Source organism: Kineococcus rhizosphaerae (assembly GCF_003002055.1).
Lineage (GTDB): Bacteria > Actinomycetota > Actinomycetes > Actinomycetales > Kineococcaceae > Kineococcus > Kineococcus rhizosphaerae.
This window is the reverse complement of sequence record NZ_PVZF01000008.1, coordinates 174,126-189,306: the sequence shown is the minus strand read 5'-3', so window position 1 is coordinate 189,306 and position 15,181 is coordinate 174,126. Positions and strand designations below refer to the sequence as shown.

Here is a 15,181-nt window from a genome sequence, read left to right as displayed (position 1 = left end):
CGCCCCACGTCGTGCCCGAGGCCCGGTCCGGGGCCACCATCGACGGGTGGGTGTCTGGCGTTCCTTCATCGACCTCGTGCACCTCATCGGTGCCCTGGGGTGCCTGGCGCTGCTCGGCGGCTTCGCCGCCCAGGGCGAAGCGGCCCGCGCCGTCTTCTACGGCCTGTGCACCATGGGGTTCGCCGTCGCCCTGGCCCGCCGCGTGCACGAGCACCCGCCCGCCGCCCGCCCCGCGGTCGTCGACCTGCGCGAACCGGCCACCACGGACGCCGCCCGGTCGCGCTGAGGCCCCTTCTGTACCGTCTCGCCATGGCCTCCACGACGACGACCACGGCGATCCTCGACGAAGCGCACGTCGGCCCGACGGACAACGTCGCGTACGTCGTGCGGTGCCGCAGCACCGGCCGCAGGCTCCTCGTCGACGCCGCCGCCGAACCGGACACGCTCCTCGCGCTCGTCGACGGCACCCTCGACCTCGTCGTCACCACCCACCGCCACCACGACCACGTGGGGGCGCTCGCCGCCGTCGTCGAGGCGACCGGTGCGCGCACCGCCGCGGGGACCGCCGACGCCGACGACCTCCCCCTGCCCGTCCAGGACCGGCTCGAGCACGGTGACGTCGTCCGCGTCGGGGACGTCCTGCTGGAGGTCGTCCACCTGCGCGGGCACACCCCCGGCTCGGTGGCCCTGCTGCTGCGCGACCCCGACGGACCCGACCACGTCTTCACGGGCGACTCGCTGTTCCCCGGCGGCGTCGGGAACACGAACGGCGACCCCGAGCGCTTCACGTCGCTGCTCGACGACGTGAGCGTCCGCCTGTTCGACGTCCTGGCCGACGACACCGTCGTGCACCCCGGGCACGGCGCACCCACGACGATCGGCGCCGAACGCCCCCACCTCGCCGAGTGGCGCGCCCGCGGCTGGTGACCTAGCAGACGACGGGGTCCTTCATCGCCGGCGAGGAGTAGACCGTCCCCACCTTCACCCCGCCCAGCCACGCCGTGAGCCGCTCGGCCTCGGCGCTCAGGGCCCGGCGCGCCCGCGCGCCCACCCGCTCCAGCAGCCGCAGGTGGACGACGCCGGCGGCGTCCTGCACCCAGCAGCCGACGACCCGGCCGTCCACCCACACCGTCGTGCCCGCGTTGCCGTTGCGGTCGAAGAGCCGCTCCCGGTGCGGGCCGAGGTGGAACCCGCGCTCCTTCCAGCCCATGACCGTCGGGTCCAGGACGGGCAGCAGCGCCACCCACGGGCCGGGGTCGGCGACCACCTCCTCGTCCTCGGGCAGCAGCCACCCGGTGGAGCCGTCGTCGAGGCGGACCGCGACGGCCCCCAGCCCGGCCAGCGCGGTGCGCACGACGCCCTTCGTCGCCCCCAGCCACCACACCAGGTCGTCCTCGGTGCCCGGCCCGAAGCTCCACAGCCAGCGCCGCACGACCTCCCGGTACCCGTCGGCCGCGCTCCACGGCACCGGCGGGTCGATCCAGTCCCGCGTCAGCGTCCACGCCGGCCGCGACACCCGCCAGTGCCCGGAGTTCGCGCCCCGCACCACGTCCCCCGTCAGGCCGAGGTGGGTCAGGACCCGTGAGGCCGACCACTGCGACCCCGGCCGGACGGACACCTTGACGTCGATGGCCGGGACGGCCTCGCGGACCGCCTGCGCCGGCAGGCCCGCGGGGTGGCGTCCGAGAAGGTCGATCACCTGCGCCCGCCCGGCGTCCAGCCACGCGTTCCCGTCGACGGCCAGCCCGGCCGTCACGACGTCCTTGACGACGGCCGCGCGCTCGGTCGCGGCCACCCGCGCCGACGCGCTCGGCAGGACGGCCGGCAGCAGGTCGCGCGGGACGACGAACAGCGTGCGCCGCATGGCGAGCTGCTTCACGAGCGTGCGGTCGGCGTACAGCGCGCGCTCGACGTCGGCGACGGCCAGCCCGGGCACCCGCGCCCAGCAGGACAGGTGGACGGTCGCGGGTTCGGTGGCGTGCAGGACGGTCACCGCCCGCGTCGCCTCCTCGGGGGAGGCCACCCCCGAGGCCAGCGCGTGCCGGACGGCGAGGCGGGCCCGGCGTTCGTCGTCGCTCACGTGGCGCACCGGCTCATCGTGTCAGCCACCTCCGACACGCCGCCCTGAGGCGCGGTGGCGGAGGGGGCAGTGGGACCCTGGTGCGCATGGGACTGGGCGGCGCACCGGGAGAGTACGCCGACTACGAGTGGTTCGACCTCGCCGACGTCCCCGCCCCGGAGATCGTCCGCCCGGGTCCGGACCCGCTGAGCGACGCCCTGCGCGAGCTCGTGCGGGGGTACCCCGTCTGGGCCGGTGAGGGCGCGACCCGCGTGCTCCTGGTCGACCTCGACAACCTGCGGGCGGGCCCGTCGCGGCTGCGCGCCCGGTTGTCCGTCGTCCTCGACCTCGCCCGGCAGGCCGACCGGGTGGCGCTGGCCGGCCAGGTCGGGGCGGTGGCGCGCTCGCAGCCGTGGCTGGAGGAGTTCGCCTCCCGCGCCCAGGCCGTCCCCGACGGCGCCGACGTCGCCGACCTGGCGCTGCTGGCGGCGGCCCGCAAGGTCCCCGACCCGGTCGAGTTCGTGGTCGTCAGCAACGACGGCATCTTCGCCGACCTCGCCGAGCGCGGGGACCTCACGCTGCTGTCGCCCGGGATGGACGCCCTCAGCGACCGGTTGTACGGGGCGGCGAGCCTGCTCGTCGACCTCGCCGCCCTGGAGGCCGAGGCCGCCGCGAGCCTGGGCGCGAGCAGGACCTGACCGCCCGCCCGGGCGGACCGACGGCACAGCAGGAGGAGACGGTGGCGCAGTTCAAGGTCCACGGCCGCGCGGAGCACCTGCGCCCGATCCGCGCCGACCTGTCCGACGTGCTGCACCGCGCCGCGGTCGAGGTGCTCGGCCTGCCGGAGGCGAAGCGGTTCCACCGCTTCTTCCCGATGGACGCCGAGGACTTCCCGACCCCCGACGGCCGCACCGAGCGCTACACGGTCGTCGAGGTCGTCATGTTCGAGGGCCGGAGCGTGGCGACGAAGAAGGCGTTCTACCGCAGGCTGTTCGCCGACGTGCAGACGCTGGGCATCTCCCCCGTCGACCTCGAGGTCGTGATCCTCGAGACGCCCCGGCACGACTGGGGCATCCGGGGGCTGCCGGGCGACGAGCTGGAGCTGAGCTACCGCGTCGACCGCTAGTCGACCGCTAGTCGACCGCTAGTCGAGAGCCGCTCCCCGGCGCTCCGGCAGCAGGAAGCTCGCCGAGGCCGCCACGGCGAACGCCACCCCGAACACCACGAACACCAGCCCCGTGCCGCCCGAGGACGACAGGAACGGCACCGCCAGCGGCGCCAGGATCGAGGCGAGGCGGCCGAACCCGGCGGCGGCGCCGGCGCCGCGGCCCCGCACCGGGGTCGGGTACACCTCCGGCGTCACGGCGTACAGCGCGCCCCACGCCCCGAGGTTGAAGAACGACAGCGCCATCCCGGCCGCCAGGATCGTCGCCTCCGAGCCCGCCGCCGAGTAGGCCAGGGCCGCCAGCGCCGAGCCGACCAGGAACGTCGACAGGGTGCGCCGGCGTCCCCACGCCTCGACGAGGACCGCGGCCAGGGCGTACCCGGGCAGCTGCGCCAAGGTGATGACGAGGGTGAACTCCAGGGACCGGACGAGGGAGAACCCGTCCTTCACGAGCAGGCTGGGGATCCACGTGAACGCCCCGTAGTAGCTGAAGTTCACGAAGAACCACACGAGCCACAACCCCGCGGTCCGCGACCGCAGCCCCGCCGCCCAGATCCCCCGGCCGGCCGCGGGCGCGGGGTCCGGGACCAGCTCCCGGGCCGTGGTCATCCCCGCGGACGCCTCGAACTCGCGCACGACCCGCGTCGCCTCGGCCGTGCGCCCCTTCGACAGCAGGAACCGCACCGACTCCGGCAGCCCCCGGCGGACGACGATCGCGTACACGGCGGGCAGCGCCCCGATCGCCAGCGCCCAGCGCCACCCGTCGTCGGAGGTGGGCACGAGCAGGAACCCCACGAGGGCCGCGACGGTCCACCCCACCGCCCAGAACGCCTCCAGGACGACGACGACGCGCCCACGGATGCGCCGGGGTGCGAACTCGCTGACCAGCGTGGACGCCACGGGCAGTTCGGCGCCGAGCCCGAGGCCGACGAGGAACCGGAACACCAGCAGCGCCCCCAGGGACCACGACAGCGCCGCGGCGCCGGTGGCCAGGCCGTAGACGAGCAGCGTGAGCGCGAAGACCTGCCGGCGGCCGACGCGGTCGGCGAGCAGCCCCCCGAGGCTCGCCCCGACCGCCATGCCCGCGAACCCGACCGAGGCGATCCAGGACAACTGCCCCTCGCTCAGGTCCCACTGGGTGCGCAGCGCGACGAGGACGTAGGCGACCAGACCGACGTCGAGCGCGTCCAGGGCCCAGCCGACGCCGGAACCGACGAGCAGCCGCCGGTGCCGGGGGGTGAAGGGCAGCGCGTCGAGGCGTTCGGAAACCGTGCTCACACCTGCGGAGCCTAGATCGTGGCGACCGACCCCGAGTCGACGCGGTAGTTGCTGCCGTTGACGAAGCTGGCGCGCTCGGAGACGAGGAAGGCGATGACGGCGGCGACCTCCTCGGCCTCACCCCGTCGCTTCAGCTCCATGAACGGCCGCTCCTCGTCGAGGAAGCTGCTGATGGCCTCCTCCACGCCGACGCCCAGCTCGTCGGCCCGCTTCTGCATCATGGCGTCGGTCATGGGCGTGGCGATGAAGGCGGGCGAGACGGCGTTCACGAGGATCCCCTCGCCGCCGTACGTCTTGGACAGCCCCTTGACGAGGCTGAGGACGGCGGCCTTGGCGGCGCAGTAGGGCAGTTCGTCGGTGTAGGGCTGGACGGCGTCCTCGGAGGCGAGCAGGACGATGCGACCCCACCCGGTGCCGCGCATGCCGTCGAGGAAGGTCCGCACGACGCGGACGGCGGCGAAGAAGTCGGTCTCCAGGGTGGAGCGCCACCCGTCCTCGTCGATCTCGTGGAACAGCCCCTGCGCGCCGGTGACGCCGGCGGCGTGCACGAGGACGTCGGGAGCGCCGAGGCCGGCGACGACCTCGCGGTGCAGGCGGTCGACGGCGGCGGGGTCGGTGAGGTCGGCGGCGACGGCGAGCACGTCCCCGGGGAGTTTCGCGGCGGCGGCGTCGAGCCGGTCGGGGTCCACGTCGGTGATCGCGACGCGGGCCCCCTCCTGCAGCAGCAGACGTGCTGTGTGCCAGCCGATCCCCGAGTCGGCGCCGGTGACGAGAGCGGTGCGTCCCGCGAGTTCGAGATCCATGGGCAGCACGCTAGGCACGGCTGCGGCGCTCCGCGCGGTGGAGTTCAGCGGGGCGCGCGCCGCCACACCGCGCGCGGGGTGACGGTCATCGCGGCGGCCAGGGCGCGCAGCGGGCCGGGGACCCAGACCTCGCCGCGGCCGGTGTCGAGGGCGGCGACGACGGCGTCGGCGACCTGCGCGGGGGTGCTGGACAGCGGCGCCGGGGACATCCCCTCGGTCATGCGCCCGACGACGAAACCCGGGCGGGCCAGCAGCAACCGGACGCCGCTGCCGTGCAGGGCGTCGGCCAGGCCGGAGGCGAAACCGTCCAGACCGGCCTTGGCGGAGCCGTAGACGTAGTTCGCCCGCCGGACCCGGGCCCCGGCGATGGAGGAGAACACGACGATCCGGCCGGCCCGCAGCGGCCGCAGCAGGTTCGCCAGGTGCGACAGGACGCTGACCTGGGCGACGAAGTCGGTGTGGACGACGGCGAGGGCGTGGGCGACGTCGCGCTCGGCGCGGGCCTGGTCGCCGAGGACCCCGAACGCGACGACGGCGTCCAACGCCCCGTGCCGGGCGACGAGGCCGGTGAGGACCTCCTCGTGGGCGGCGACGTCGTCGGCGTCGAACTCGACGGCCTCGACCTCGGCGCCCAGGGCCGTCAGCCGGGTGGTCTCGGCGCCCAGGTCGGACGCGCGGCGGGCGGCGAGCACGACGGTGCGCGCGCCGGCCCGGACGAGGCGCTCGGCCACCTCGAGCCCGATCTCGCTGCGGCCGCCGAGCAGCAGCACGGGGTTCGGCATCAGGTCCGACCTGCCTTCCGGGCGATCGCGACGGCCTCGTGCCGGGTCGCGGCGCCCAGTCTCCCCGCCGCCGTCCTCCCCGCGCAAAGCACACCTCGAGCCCTCGAACGGGCCCGCCAGGGGCTCGAGGTGTGCTTCGGGCGGGCGGGGCGGCGGCGGGGACGGGCCGGAGCGGGTGCGGGCGGGCGGAAAGTGTGCATTCCCCGTGTGGGGGCCGGGTGCGCGCGTGCACCGGCCGTACGGTGGGGCAATGCCCGCCGAACCGCCCGAGCCGCACGACCCCGGAGCGCCGGGGGACGACGCTCAGCGCTGGCACTCGACGACGTACGGGCGGCCGAACCGGCGCCCGGCCCGGCCCGCCCGGCCCGCGGCCCAGGCGCCGGGACGCGAGCAGCGGCTCGCCGAACTGCGCCGGCCCGTGGCGCAGGAGCCGGCCGGGCGCGAGCCCCACGACCTGCCGGACGAGGACGCCGCCCGCCCCGCCTCCCGTCCCCTGCCCGCCCCCGCCCGCCGGCGCCGCCCGAACGTCCGCCGCCGCCGGGTGCTGGCCGTCGTCGCGGTCCTCGTCGTCCTCGCCGTGCTCTACCCGGCGACGCTGGCTTGGCGGGGCTGGTCGTCGGTGCACCAGATCGCCGCCGCCCCGACGGGCGCGCGGCCCGCGGCCACCCCGGGCACGACGTACCTCATCGTCGGCAGCGACTCGCGCGACGGGCTGACCCCGGAGGAGATCGCCGAGTACTCCGCCGGTGGCAACGACATCTCCGGGCAGCGCACCGACACGATCATGCTGCTGCACGTCCCCGACGGCGGGGGCCCGGCGGCGCTCATCAGCGTCCCGCGCGACTCGTACGTGCCGATCCCCGGGCACGACAAGAACAAGATCAACGCGGCGTTCTCCATCGGTGGTGCGCCGCTGCTCATGCAGACGGTCGAGGACGTCAGCGGTCTGCGGATCGACCACTACGTCGAGACGGGTTTCGGGGGTTTCGCCCAGATCGTGAACGCGGTCGGCGGGGTGGAGATGTGCCCGGAGAAGGCCGTCGACGACGTGCGGGCGGGGTTGGACATCCAGGCCGGGTGCCAGACGATGGACGGCAAGACGGCCCTCGGGTACGCCCGGTACCGCTACACCGACGTGAACGGCGACTTCGGCCGCGTGCAGCGCCAGCGGGAACTGCTCGGCGCGATCACCTCGAAGGCCGCGAGCCCGGCCACGCTGCTGAACCCCTTCACGGCCTTCCCGCTGGCGTCGGCGGGCGGGAACGCCGTGACCGTCGACGACGGTTCGTCGCTCACCGAACTGGTGGCCTTCCTGCGCGGGATGCGCGCGGCGACGGGGGCGGACGGCGTCTCGATGACGGTCCCCGTCTCGGACCCGAACCTGCGGACCCCCCACGGCATCGCGGTGAAGTGGGACACGGAGCGGGCGCTGACGATGTTCGAGGACCTGAAGGCGGACGACACCGCGGCGCTGCGGTCGCTGACGTCGTGAACCCCCGTGGCCGAGGAGGTTCCTCGGCCACGGGGGTCCGGGTGGTGCTCAGAGCGCGGTGACGCTCAGAACTCGGTGACGGCGGAGAGGGCGTTGACGATGCCCTCCCCGTAGAACCCGTTGTCGTCGAGGGTCCCGGCACAGGTGGCCGTCGAGACGACCTCGCCGGCGGTGGCCGAGACGCGCCGGTAGGTGAACTCCGCCGGCACCGGGCACGGGGTGTCCGTGGCGGTCCCGAGCAGGATGGCCTGGGTGAGCTTCGGGTCCAGGGTCAGCGTGCCCGGGTGCGCCTTGTCGGGCTTGCCGTAGCGGCTGACGATCAGGGCCGCGACCCCGGCCGCGTGCGGGGCGGCCATCGAGGTGCCCTGCAGGTACTGGTAGTACGCGTCCTTGCCGTCCTTGGTCTTCTCGCGCAGCACGAACGGCGTGTTCGGCTCGCCCTTCTCGTCGATCGTGCCCTCGGCCTTCGCGACGTTCGCCGGGTAGGCCGCGAGGATCATGCCCTTCGGGGAGGTGCGCCCGTTCGGGGTGTCGTACGCGTCGCCGCCGGGGGCCGAGACGTCGGACTGCTCGGTCCCGTAGTTGGAGTAGTACGCCTTGCGGCCGGACGGGCCGGTCGAGTTCACCGTCACCACGCCGTCGTTCTCGGCGGGGACGTTGAGGCAGGTGGCGTTGTCGATGGTGCGGTCGCGCGCCTCGGTGGGGTTGCCGTCGGCGTCGACCGGGTAGTCGGGGCTGGTGGAGTCGACGCCGGGAGCCCCGAGGTCGGTGGCCTCGTTGCCGCTGGCCGAGATCGGCAGGACGCCCTTGCTGCGGGCGTAGTCGATCGCGCGCTGGACGGCGGCGACGATGACGCGCTGCTGCTGCTGCTCGGCGGGCGAGTCGGCCGGGTTGGCCTGGCAGTTGTAGAGCCACGGGTCGACGTAGAAGCTCATGTTGACGACGTCGACGCCGGAGTCGGCCGCGAACGTCAGCGCGTCCAGCGTCGGCTGCAGGAAGAAGTACCCGGAGTCCTGGCCGGCGCGCAGGCTGACGAGGTTGACGCCCGGGGCGACACCGGCGATGCCGAGGCCGTTGACCGGGGAGCCGATGGTGCTGGCGACGTGGGTGCCGTGACCGTCGTCGTCGACGTCCACGGGGTCGACGCAGGAGGCGACCTCGCAGGGCCCGTCGATGTCGGGCAGGTCGGTGACGAAGTTCCGGCTGTTCTTGGCGTCGAAGTTCGGGGCGATGTCGGGGTGGGTGCCGTCGACGCCGGTGTCGATGATGCCGACGGTCACCTTCTTGCTGCCGGGTTCGGTCTTGTAGGAGCCGCTCGCGGTGGCCCCGATGGCCTTCATGTCCCACTGCAACGAGGCCAGCGGTTCCTCGCGCGAGGAGCGCGCCGGCGACTTCAGCGTGGACCGCCCGGCCAGGGTGGCGCGTTCGGCGGCGGTCAGCTTCTCAATCGCGTCGGCGCTGGAGACGGCGTCGGCGGGGGCCTTGCCGATGCTGCGGTCGGCGGCGGCGCCGACGAGGCCGACGGCGGCGTCGGCCTTCGCGGCGAAGTCGGCCGCGGAACTCTCCACGAGGGCGTAGCCGACCTCGGCGTTGCTGGACAGCACGGTGCCGCCGGCGGCGGTGATGGCGGCCCGGGCGTTCGCGTCGGAGGTGCCGGCGACGTAGAGGACGACGAACCGCTGCGTCGCGGACGTCCCCGACGTCGCGGCCGACCGGGTGCTGCGGGGGTTCTGCCCGACCTGGGTGGTGTCGGTGCCTGCGCTGGCGGACTGCGTCACCGCGAGGGTCGTCGCGAGGAGCGCGGTGCTCATCGCGGCCGAGAGGACGATCTTGCGCACGTGGCCTCCTGCTTCGGTGGAGCGTCCGGGGGTGGACGATCCGGGCCGAGCATGGTGCACAGATTGCTCACAGACAAGGCTTGACTGTCGGCAGATCGCACGGTAGTTGCCCCGAGAACTGGTCAGCGCCGGGCCAGGGCGAACAGCACGTCGAGCAGCCGGCGCCCGTCCATCCGCAGCCCGTCGTGCTGGTACTCGTTCGTCACGAACGTGCGCGCCCCCCGGATCGCGCGCGCCGTGGCCTGCGAGAACGCGTACGGGACGAACATGTCGTCGACGTACACGGCCGCCGCCACCGGCACGGTGGTGCGCGCCAGGACGTCCGCGTCGTACAGCGGCGGCAGCGACGCGTCGGCCGCGAGCAGGTGCGCCGCCTCCCGCAGCGGCACCAGCGCGGGGTCCTCGTCGAACTGCCACGGGTACACGTGCTCCCCCGTGAACCGGAACGTCGGCGCGTCCAGGGCGAACTCGGCGAACTCGCCCCTGACCCGCTCCGCGGACCAGTTCGTCGCCGCGTCCTGGGCGTAGATGCTCTCGTGGACGAGCGCGTACAACGGGTGCGGGGCGAAGGAGAGCCGGCGGCCCACCTCCAGCAGGAACCGTTCGCGCAGCCGCCCGCCGGCCGTGAACGGGTCCTCCAGCGCGAAGTGCAGGGCGTCGAACCCCGACACCTGCCCCAGCGCGATCCCGAGCGTGCGGAACCGCCGGCCCGACAGCCGCTCCCCCGTCGGCAGGAACTCCTCGGTGCTCTCCAGGTGGTCCGCGACGCGCTGCGCCGTCACCAGGTCGCGGGGGTAGCGGGCGAAGAACTCCGCGTTGCGCACGGCCGTCTGCGCGTACGTGGCGCGGTACACGTCGTCGGCCGTGGTCGCGATCCCCGGCAGGCCCGCCGTGACGAACACCTCCCGCAGCCCCTGCGGCGCCTGCGACAGGTACGTCGTGAGGCAGAACCCGCCGTAGCTCTGCCCCAGGGCGGCCCAGGTGTCCCCGCCGAGGGCGGCGCGCAGGAGCTCGGCGTCGGCGACGATCGCGTCGGCGCGGAAGTGCCGCAGGTACCGGGCCTGCTCGGCCGGGGTGCCGGTCAGGCTCTGCCGGTCCAGGGGCGTGGAGCGTCCCGTGCCCCGCTGGTCGAGCAGCACGACGCGGAACTCCTCCAGCGCCCGGTCCAGCCAGCCGCCGATCACGTCGGGCCGGTTCGCCGGGTTGCCGGGGCCGCCCTGGAAGAACACCAGCCGCGGAGCGTCCCGCTGCCCGTCGCGGACGTACTCGCGGGCGAACACCTCGACCGTGCCCGGGACGACCCCCGCGTGGTCCAGGGGCGCGGTCACGACGTGCTCGTGCACGTCGTGACCGTCGATGCGGAAGGACTCGGTCGTCAGCACGGCGCCGACGCTACCGGTGCCCTCGTCGTCCACAGGCCCGGGGAAGGCGGTCGACGCCCGCCCCGCTCCCCGCCTACCGTCGGGGACGTGAAGATCGCCGAGGCCCTGACCGAACGCGCCGACGCCCAACGGCGCGTCGAGCAGCTGCGGGCGCGCGTCAGCGCCAACGCCCGCCACCAGGAGGGCGACGAGCCGGCCGAGGATGCCGCCGCCCTGCTCGTCGAGGCCGGGCACGTCCTCGACCGGCTCGGCGTGCTCATCGCCCGCATCAACCGCACGAACTCGACGGTCGACGTGGGCGGGGGCACGACCATGACCGAGGCGCTCGCGGCCCGCGACGTCCTGCGCCTGCGGCACGGCCTGCTGACCTCGGCCGCCGACGCGGCCTCGGGGCACGGGATGCGCCAGCTGCGCAGCGAGCTGCGGCAGGTCAGCGCGCTGCCCGTCGCCGGCCTGCGCCGGCAGGCCGACGAGGTCGCCCGGGACCTGCGGGAGCTGGAGGGCAGGATCCAGCAGGCCAACTGGACGCACGACCTGCTGGAGCGGTAGACGGGCAGTCGGTAACCGGACGGGAGCGGACACGCACCGCAGTGGCCGGCGGTGAACACGGCCACCCGCTGGGGGTGGAGGGCAGCCTGGAGTTCGAGTCTCCGCGCACCGAGCAGCCCCGCACCACGCACCGCTCACGGTGCACCCGGCACAGCGCACCACCGTGTGTCGGTCCGTCCGGTGAGGGTGGGTCAGGGGACCCCGTCGCAACGGCGCAGGCCCCCACCCCGGAAGGGGTGGGGGCCTGCGCGCGTCCGGGCCTCGGGAGAGGTCAGGCGCCGAACCCGACGCCCCCGCGCCGCGTCCGGGCCCGGAGCGCCGAGCCCTTGTCGTACGCGGTCTGGCGCAGGGAGTCCTGGAACTGCACCATCCGCGCGCGCAGGTCCGCGTCGGCGGCGGCCAGGATCCGCACGGCCAGCAGACCGGCGTTGCGGGCGCCGCCGATCGAGACGGTCGCGACGGGCACGCCCGCGGGCATCTGCACGATGGACAGCAGCGAGTCCATGCCGTCGAGGTGGCGCAGCGGGACGGGCACGCCGATGACGGGCAGCGGGGTGACGCTGGCGAGCATCCCCGGCAGGTGCGCGGCGCCGCCGGCACCGGCGACGACCACCTGCAGCCCGCGCCCGGCCGCGGCCGCACCCCAGGCGATCATGTCCTGCGGCATCCGGTGGGCCGAGACGACGTCGGCCTCGTACCCGACGCCGAACTCCTCCAGCGCCTTGGCGGCCTCCTCCATGACGGGCCAGTCGGAGTCCGACCCCATGACCAACCCCACGCGCACGCTCACGCGGTCGCCTCCGTCCAGGCGCCGGCGCGCCGCTCGTCACTCACTCGTCGATCTCCCCCGCGATGAAGGCCGCCGCGTGCCGGGCACGCGCGCGGACGGTGTCCAGGTCGTCGCCGTAGACGGTGACGTGCCCGAGCTTGCGGCCGGGCCGCTGCTCCTTGCCGTACAGGTGCACCTTGACGCCCGGGTCGTGCGCCATGACGTGCAGGTAGGACCGGTACAGGTCCTCGTGCCGTTCCTCGATGACCTTCGGGCCCAGCACGTTCACCATGACCGTCCACGGCGCGCGGGGTTCGGTCGAGCCCAGCGGCAGGTCCAGGACGGCGCGCAGGTGGTTCTCGAACTGGCTGGTGACGGACCCCTCGATGCTCCAGTGCCCGGAGTTGTGCGGGCGCATCGCGAGCTCGTTGACCAGGACGTCCTTGACCGGCCCGTCGGGGGTGTCGCGCTCGACCTCGAACACCTCCACGGCCAGCACCCCGGTGACGCCGAGCCCACCGGCGATCCGCAGCGCGACGTCGGTCAGCGTGGCGGCCAGCTCGGGGGCGAGGTCCGGCGCGGGCGCGGTCACCTCGTGGCAGACGCCGTCGCGCTGGACGGTCTCGACGACCGGCCAGGCCGCGGCCTGGCCCGAGGGGCTGCGCGCGACGAGCGCGGCGAGCTCACGGGTGAAGGGCACGTGCTCCTCGGCGAGCAGGCCGCCGCGGTCGGCCCAGTCGGCCAGCCACGCGTCGGCCGTCGCCCACCCCTCGTCGTCCGGCCCGGACAGGACGAGGACGCCCTTGCCGTCGTAGCCGCCGCGCGGGGTCTTCAGCACGACGGGCCAGGACCCGAAGGCCTCGACGGCCGCGCGGTCGGCGACGCGGGCCCAGCGCGGGCACGGGATCCCCAGCTCGGTGAGCTTCTCGCGCATGACGATCTTGTCCTGGGCGTGCACGAGGGCGTCGGCGCCCGGCTGCACGGAGGTCAGCTCGGCCATCGCCCGCAGCCCCTCGCCGGGGACGTGCTCGTGGTCGAAGGTGACGGCGTCGCACTCGCGGGCGAAGGCGACGAGGGCGTCGAGGTCGTCCGCCGCCCCGATCGGGGCGGGCGTGACGACCTGCGCCGCAGCGACGTCCGGGCCCTCGGCGAGCACCCGCAACCGCAGCCCGAGGGCGACGGCGGCCGGCTGCATCATCCGCGCGAGCTGCCCCCCGCCGACGACGCCGACGACGGGGAACCCACCGGGGCGGGCGTAGGGAGCCGGGTCCTGACGCTGCTGCTCGACCGGGGATGCGCTCACGTGCGTCAAGGGTAGTGGCCCTGCGGCCCCCTCAGGTCCTCACCCGTTCGGCCGATGGAACCCCCGGGATGCCCGCTGCGTCGACGTGCGCGACGCTTGTCCCACGCGCCCGGCACCCGCGGCGCGGACCCACGGAGGGGGAGTTCGTTGTTCACCGTGATCGTCTGCATCACGTTCGTCGTCATCGGGATCGTCGGAGCGATGAAGATGGAGGACCACCTCACCCCCCGCAGCTCGTCGGCGAAGACCCCGGCGAACACCCCGGCCGAGACACGCGCCCCGCTCGAACGCTGAGGTGGAGCCGGTTCCCAGCATGACCCGTCAGACTGCGTGGCCGCAGGGTCGACAGGTCACGACGAGGGGACGCGAGTGAGCGGGAACGAACGGGACGGCGCAGGTCTCGTGCGCAGGCTGCGCGACACCTACGAGGTCCTGGCCCGCGAGGCCGCCAAGTTCGGCATCGTCGGCGCCGTCGCCTTCGTCACCGACTTCGGGGTGTTCAACCTGCTGCGCTACGCCGGCCCCGACGGCGTCGGCGTCCTGCACGGCAAACCGCTGACCGCCAACGTGATCTCGGTGCTGCTGAGCATCGTCGTGGCCTGGCTGGGCAACCGCTACTGGACGTTCCGGCACCGCCGCCGCGCCTCGGCCCCGCGCGAGCTCCTGCTGTTCTTCGTGATGAACGGCTTCGGGCTGCTCATCTCGCTGGTCTGCCTGGCCTTCACGTACTACGTGCTGGACCTGCGCGGGCCGTTGGCCTCCAACATCTCGGCCAAGGTCGTCGGCGTCGCGCTCGGGACGCTGTTCCGCTGGTGGGCCTACCGCCGGTTCGTGTTCGTCGACGAGCTGCGCGAGGAGGGGTGGCAGCCCCACCCCCCGCACGCCGAGCAGCCGTCAGCGGGGACGCAGGTGGACGACGTCCGCCGCAGCCAGGCTCGTCCGGGCACCGTCTGAGGTCTGCACGACGAGGCGGCCGTCGGCGTCGACGTCGATCGCCGTCCCCTCCAGCGACGAGCCGTCGGGCAGCTGGGCGCGGACCTGCGCCCCGATCGTGGAGCTCACCCCGCGGTAGGCGTCCAGGGGGTCCTGGCCCGCTTCCCACGCCTGGACCCGCAGCGCCAGCGCGCGCAGGTAGCGGCGCAGGACGGTGTCGCGGTCCTGCGCCCGGGCCCCGGCGAGGGCGATCGAGGTGGCGGTGTCGACGGGCAGCTCCTCCGAGCGCAGCGAGACGTTGATCCCGGCTCCGAGCACGACGCGGTCGGGCCGGGCCTCGCAGAGGATCCCGCAGACCTTCCCCGGCCGGTCCGGGCCGGTGACGAGGACGTCGTTGGGCCACTTCAGCCCGGCCTGCACCCCCAGGGCGGCGAGCGTGTCGACGACCGCGATCCCCGTCACCAGCGGCAGCAGCGACCAGCGGGCCGGGGGCTGCGCGGGCCGCAGCAGGACGGAGACGGCCAGGGAGGACCGGGGCGGTGCCGACCACGTGCGCCCGAGGCGTCCCCGCCCCGCGGCCTGGTGGTCGGCGACGAGGACGGCGCCGTGCGGGGCGCCCTCGTCGGCGAGCAGGTCCACGTTGGTGGACCCGGTGCTGGTGACGACGTCGAGGCGGCTCCAGCCCCGCGGGCCGACGAGGGCGGTGCGCAGGGCGGTGGCCCGCAGCGGTGGCCGGTCGAGGTCGGTCCAGTCCGAGCCGGGCCGGGCGGGGTCGGCGGGGGTGTCCACGCCCCGATCCTCGCAGGCCGGGATTTCGCCCCGGCACGA

17 protein-coding genes are annotated in these 15,181 nt (G+C 74.6%); 8 read left to right on the top strand and 9 right to left on the bottom strand.

Going from position 1 to position 15,181, the window contains the following annotated elements; genetic code table 11:
• Positions 1-46: 46 nt before the first annotated feature.
• Both CLV37_RS16550 and CLV37_RS16545 read left to right on the top strand, forming a co-directional pair.
• Positions 47-286 (top strand): hypothetical protein, encoded by a 240-nt coding sequence (locus tag CLV37_RS16550; protein ID WP_106212367.1) that lies wholly within the window; start codon positions 47-49, stop codon positions 284-286.
• A 23-nt stretch (positions 287-309) separates the two neighbouring features.
• A complete protein-coding gene (locus CLV37_RS16545) occupies positions 310-927 on the top strand; it encodes an MBL fold metallo-hydrolase (RefSeq protein WP_106212365.1) in 618 nt (205 codons plus the stop codon).
• Position 928: 1 nt separating this feature from the next.
• On the opposite strand, the gene CLV37_RS16540 is transcribed toward CLV37_RS16545, so the two are convergent.
• Positions 929-2,089 carry a winged helix DNA-binding domain-containing protein gene (locus CLV37_RS16540; protein WP_106212363.1) on the bottom strand — a complete coding sequence of 387 codons (1,161 nt, stop codon included), beginning with the start codon at positions 2,087-2,089 and terminating at the stop codon, positions 929-931.
• A gap of 77 nt (positions 2,090-2,166) precedes the next feature.
• Between CLV37_RS16540 and CLV37_RS16535 the strand changes: the two genes are divergently transcribed.
• Both CLV37_RS16535 and CLV37_RS16530 read left to right on the top strand, forming a co-directional pair.
• The gene (locus CLV37_RS16535; protein WP_146149445.1) at positions 2,167-2,757 is read left to right on the top strand and encodes a hypothetical protein; all 591 of its coding nucleotides are present in this window, start codon (positions 2,167-2,169) and stop codon (positions 2,755-2,757) included.
• Between the two features lie 41 nt (positions 2,758-2,798).
• Entirely contained in the window at positions 2,799-3,185 is a 387-nt protein-coding gene (locus CLV37_RS16530; protein ID WP_106212359.1) for a tautomerase family protein, read from the top strand.
• An 18-nt stretch (positions 3,186-3,203) separates the two neighbouring features.
• Here the strand turns inward: CLV37_RS16530 and CLV37_RS16525 are convergent, their stop codons facing one another.
• From CLV37_RS16525 to dprE2, 3 genes are read right to left on the bottom strand one after another with little or no spacing between them, the layout of a single operon-like run.
• A complete protein-coding gene (locus tag CLV37_RS16525) occupies positions 3,204-4,502 on the bottom strand; it encodes an MFS transporter (RefSeq protein WP_106212357.1) in 1,299 nt (432 codons plus the stop codon).
• An 11-nt stretch (positions 4,503-4,513) separates the two neighbouring features.
• A complete protein-coding gene (locus CLV37_RS16520; RefSeq protein WP_106212602.1) occupies positions 4,514-5,305 on the bottom strand; it encodes an SDR family NAD(P)-dependent oxidoreductase in 792 nt (263 codons plus the stop codon).
• A 44-nt stretch (positions 5,306-5,349) separates the two neighbouring features.
• Positions 5,350-6,087, bottom strand: coding sequence for a decaprenylphospho-beta-D-erythro-pentofuranosid-2-ulose 2-reductase (gene dprE2, locus CLV37_RS16515; RefSeq protein ID WP_106212355.1), 738 nt, complete (start codon positions 6,085-6,087; stop codon positions 5,350-5,352).
• 250 nt (positions 6,088-6,337) lie between these two features.
• On the opposite strand from dprE2, the gene CLV37_RS16510 reads away from it, so the two are divergent.
• A complete protein-coding gene (locus CLV37_RS16510) occupies positions 6,338-7,579 on the top strand; it encodes an LCP family protein (RefSeq protein ID WP_106212353.1) in 1,242 nt (413 codons plus the stop codon).
• A gap of 65 nt (positions 7,580-7,644) precedes the next feature.
• Here the strand turns inward: CLV37_RS16510 and CLV37_RS16505 are convergent, their stop codons facing one another.
• A complete protein-coding gene (locus tag CLV37_RS16505; RefSeq protein ID WP_106212351.1) occupies positions 7,645-9,417 on the bottom strand; it encodes a S8 family serine peptidase in 1,773 nt (590 codons plus the stop codon).
• A 122-nt stretch (positions 9,418-9,539) separates the two neighbouring features.
• On the bottom strand, positions 9,540-10,796 hold the full coding sequence (locus CLV37_RS16500; RefSeq protein WP_425433624.1) for an alpha/beta fold hydrolase: 1,257 nt from the start codon (positions 10,794-10,796) through the stop codon (positions 9,540-9,542).
• A gap of 90 nt (positions 10,797-10,886) precedes the next feature.
• On the opposite strand from CLV37_RS16500, the gene CLV37_RS16495 reads away from it, so the two are divergent.
• A complete protein-coding gene (locus CLV37_RS16495) occupies positions 10,887-11,348 on the top strand; it encodes a DIP1984 family protein (RefSeq protein WP_106212348.1) in 462 nt (153 codons plus the stop codon).
• Between the two features lie 271 nt (positions 11,349-11,619).
• Here CLV37_RS16495 and purE read toward each other — a convergent pair whose 3' ends face one another.
• Both purE and CLV37_RS16485 read right to left on the bottom strand, forming a co-directional pair.
• Positions 11,620-12,138, bottom strand: a complete 519-nt coding sequence (gene purE, locus CLV37_RS16490; RefSeq protein ID WP_211298715.1) for a 5-(carboxyamino)imidazole ribonucleotide mutase — start codon at positions 12,136-12,138, stop codon at positions 11,620-11,622.
• Positions 12,139-12,178: 40 nt separating this feature from the next.
• A complete protein-coding gene (locus CLV37_RS16485) occupies positions 12,179-13,420 on the bottom strand; it encodes a 5-(carboxyamino)imidazole ribonucleotide synthase (protein WP_106212598.1) in 1,242 nt (413 codons plus the stop codon).
• 156 nt (positions 13,421-13,576) lie between these two features.
• Between CLV37_RS16485 and CLV37_RS27695 the strand changes: the two genes are divergently transcribed.
• A complete protein-coding gene (locus tag CLV37_RS27695; protein ID WP_170127310.1) occupies positions 13,577-13,714 on the top strand; it encodes a hypothetical protein in 138 nt (45 codons plus the stop codon).
• Positions 13,715-13,789: 75 nt separating this feature from the next.
• Entirely contained in the window at positions 13,790-14,374 is a 585-nt protein-coding gene (locus CLV37_RS16480) for a GtrA family protein (protein WP_106212346.1), read from the top strand.
• On the opposite strand, the gene CLV37_RS16475 is transcribed toward CLV37_RS16480, so the two are convergent.
• Positions 14,315-15,142, bottom strand: coding sequence for a biotin--[acetyl-CoA-carboxylase] ligase (locus CLV37_RS16475; RefSeq protein ID WP_106212344.1), 828 nt, complete (start codon positions 15,140-15,142; stop codon positions 14,315-14,317). The genes CLV37_RS16480 and CLV37_RS16475 overlap by 60 nt on opposite strands.
• Positions 15,143-15,181 lie beyond the last annotated feature (39 nt).

What these genes read in the sequence shown, in the direction of transcription:
- CLV37_RS16535 (WP_146149445.1), top strand. Translation starts at nt 2,167, where the DNA reads ATGGGACTGGGCGGCGCACCGGGAGAGTACGCCGACTACGAGTGGTTC.
- CLV37_RS16520 (WP_106212602.1), bottom strand. Translation starts at nt 5,305, where the DNA reads ATGGATCTCGAACTCGCGGGACGCACCGCTCTCGTCACCGGCGCCGAC.
- CLV37_RS16545 (WP_106212365.1), top strand. Translation starts at nt 310, where the DNA reads ATGGCCTCCACGACGACGACCACGGCGATCCTCGACGAAGCGCACGTC.
- CLV37_RS16510 (WP_106212353.1), top strand. Translation starts at nt 6,338, where the DNA reads ATGCCCGCCGAACCGCCCGAGCCGCACGACCCCGGAGCGCCGGGGGAC.
- dprE2 (WP_106212355.1), bottom strand. Translation starts at nt 6,087, where the DNA reads ATGCCGAACCCCGTGCTGCTGCTCGGCGGCCGCAGCGAGATCGGGCTC.